The following is a 3,194-nucleotide window of genomic DNA, read 5'->3' on the forward strand; positions in this document are numbered from 1 at the left end:
CAAACCTACCGTCAAACGGATAGGCTTTGCGAGTCTTCCATTATCGGCACAATAAAGGGGTGCAAAATTCTGTTCAAACATATCCCAATCTACCTGATGGAAAGTATGTACAGCGGGTGTTTTTAATTCAAAGTATCACGTAATCCAAAAAATAAACTTTGCTGATTTTGGTCTTTCTTTGGTGCCAACATAGAATATTTCCGCGTGGTTTTGTGGCATCAAATTACAAAAACCAGTCGTTTTTTACAAGCCAAATCAAGGGTAAATTGTTGATAACCAATTTGTTAAACCCTTTTTAAGGAGTGACTATGTATGAAACGCCTTGGCGGATCGGTGCGCCTGCTGGAAAGCCGCCCACGATTTACTGCTTTTGAATTGCAGGTACCGATGGGGTTGTGGGGGTGAAGAGGGTTACATCTTTTTTCGCGCTACTGCTATCAGCGAGCCGCCATATGGCAATGATAAGTTGCGTCGAATGAACCACTCATCTATTTTCATAACAATTTTGAAACTTCTATTGAGTAAGGGGTGAATCAATATTTCATTATTAGCTTTTAACTCTGACTCAGCTTGCTTATTTCTTTTGTTAAGGAGGCGATGGAGTACCATTAATGGGAATAGTGCAAATACAAATGAAGTCATATACAGTACCTCAAACCCTGCTTTTTCCAACTTTTGGTGCAATTCTGTCCGATGATAACGCCGCTTATGATATGCCATGTCATCAGTAATGCTCCACATCCATTGGTATTGAGGTACACTAATGAAAAAATACCCGCCTTTTTTGAGTGCCAGACCTACTTGCTGCATAACTATTTCATCCTGCTCTATATGTTCCAGTACATCAAAAGCACCGATGGCGTCAAAGGACTCCCGGAATGGCATTTTGGTAGCATCCAGTTGAATAAACTCAACCTGTGGTAGTCGCTTTTGCGCAAAAGTAATACCCGACAAATGAATTCTGAACCTTTCAACCGATATTGGGGAAATACTTCTGACAAACCTTTTAGCACAAAACCTGTTCCGCAACCAATTTCCAAGACATCTGCCGCATAATCTTTTCCAACAAATCGGGAAAAGAGATGTTGTATTACGCGATTACGAGATTCGAACCAAAAGTGCCCTTCTTCTGCCGCATATAGTACTTCAAAGGCTTCTACTGGAAAGTCTTTGTTGGCATGTGCCAGCTCGGGTGCGTAGCACTTAATATTATTAATTATCTCGTACATGATTACTTATAAGTTACTTTGAGTAATCGCCTTGGGCCTAAGTGATTAACAATTGAAAATTCTGTTTCAATGTTATAGTGTTCTTTCATATATACCTTTAAAAGACTTTCATCTTTACTAGAATAAACCATTAAGAATACTTTATCACTGTTACCCATGTCATAATATAAATCAGCAATTTTATACTGATGGAGAATTTTCATTTGATCTTTTGTTCTTTGAAAAGCTCCTAATGGATATGTGTGGAAATGTTTTATATAATCAAGATTATCAAAGGGTAATATGTGCTCATAAGGAAACCCCAACCCCCATCCTATAACCAAATTATTGACGGGAATTATTCTGCAGAATTCTTTAAGAGATCGATTATAAGAAACCACGTCATTAGAATACTCATATTGCTCACGAAGCATGATAATACTATTATAGATTAATATCAATATTGATACCCAATATATTATAATTCTACATTTATGAATTTTACCTAAAATGAACTTGTTACATTTATTAATAGTACTTACTATACCGTAATAAACATAGGTATCAGTATTCTTTCAGGTGGCCATTTCATTGTATAACGAATGATAACAATTAATAGTATTAAGATAATTAAAGTACTAAATAAAGTTAAAAAGTTTTCCTTATTATAGTATAAAAAAAATGTTCCTGTAACAATACTAAACATCAACATAGCATAGATACTAGAAAATATTTCATATAAAAAAATAAGATCTTATTGAACATAAATTAAAAGTATTCATAAATATACTTTTAGTTTTAATAATCTTCTTAAAATTAGACACGCTGTATATATCTTTATTCATAAAAAACCAACTTCGAATCATTTCATAATCATTGTTAGACCATTTAGCACTTTTCAGAATACTTTCAAAATCTTTTTTAGAGTAAGATCTTATATCCCGATCTACGATTTTAACTATGTAGCTTTTAAAATTCATGTAATCATCATAACAATTTCTATATATAGAGTCATTATAATAAAAAACAACAAACGAAATTATTAAGTTTAATATACATATTTTTAATATATTTCTAATATTATTCACATGTTTAAAATAAATTTTTGAAAAAACAAAGGGTGATAATAAAATAAAAATCAGCAAGGTTGAATCATAACGAATCATTACTGATACTACTATGCAGAATGTAGACAAAAAGGCATCTTTAGGGGTAATGTTAGTTTTAAATAAAGTTAATATTCCCGCGAGTGCTGCAATAGAGGATACAATTGTAAATTGCAGGTTAATTAAGGTATATACCTGAATAGAAAAGATAAAAATCAAGTAGTATGATAATATATATATATTTCTTGTGCCCTGAAAAAATATATATCCCAATACAGTATAACTCACAAATAAACAGCTTATCATAAAAAAACTGTACCAGTCAAAATCAGGATATAGCAGAAAGAGATTTTTTAAGAACTTACCGAGCAGTACATTCATAAAAAGTACATACTCGGAAGGTTCTGTTACCGTACTAACGCCTCTCACCATCAGCATCATTCCCACATCATCGTTGGTTTGGTAGAATGGAGTAAAAAAGGAGTATGTCAAACCAAACAACAGCACATGGAGTAATAAAGATACTTGAAAGGGTCTTTTACTTAATATATTGATAATCTTTTCCTGCATATCTTGTTAAGATTAAAACTTTTTTAATACTTCCACCAATCATATAACTATCAAGTCGTGGAATGTAGATAAACAGACTAAGAAGTCACTATGAAAATCACTAACTCTTTGGCAGTTAAAGCCCTACTATTCTTTATTTTCCTGCTTTTCTTTCACAATGCTAAACTTTACAAGTACAGCATTTGGAAAAGGAGAGGGTAGAAATTGATAGGTAATATTTTTACTATAGTGCTCTTTCATATAGGTCTGATATAAAATTGGATATGTATTAGCAAAGCGCCTAAGAATGAGTACATAAATATCGGGTTGT

At 32.7% G+C, this 3,194-nt stretch carries 3 protein-coding genes and 1 pseudogene; all 4 read right to left on the reverse strand.

From position 1 onward, the window contains the following. Positions 1–191, reverse strand: a pseudogene (locus NZ519_13315) (IS5/IS1182 family transposase). A gap of 220 nt (positions 192–411) precedes the next feature. After that, positions 412–1,029 carry a methyltransferase domain-containing protein gene (locus NZ519_13320; GenBank protein MCS7029733.1) on the reverse strand — a complete coding sequence of 206 codons (618 nt, stop codon included), beginning with the start codon at positions 1,027–1,029 and terminating at the stop codon, positions 412–414. 202 nt (positions 1,030–1,231) lie between these two features. Continuing rightward, positions 1,232–1,642, reverse strand: a complete 411-nt coding sequence (locus NZ519_13325) for a hypothetical protein (GenBank protein ID MCS7029734.1) — start codon at positions 1,640–1,642, stop codon at positions 1,232–1,234. A 1,368-nt stretch (positions 1,643–3,010) separates the two neighbouring features. Then, the coding region (locus tag NZ519_13330; protein MCS7029735.1) for a hypothetical protein at positions 3,011–3,194 on the reverse strand (184 nt) is incomplete at its 5' end.

It is taken from the genome of Bacteroidia bacterium, from assembly GCA_025056095.1.
GTDB lineage: Bacteria > Bacteroidota > Bacteroidia > JANWVE01 > JANWVE01 > JANWVE01.

What these genes read in the sequence shown, in the direction of transcription:
- NZ519_13325 (MCS7029734.1), bottom strand. Translation starts at nt 1,642, where the DNA reads ATGCTTCGTGAGCAATATGAGTATTCTAATGACGTGGTTTCTTATAAT.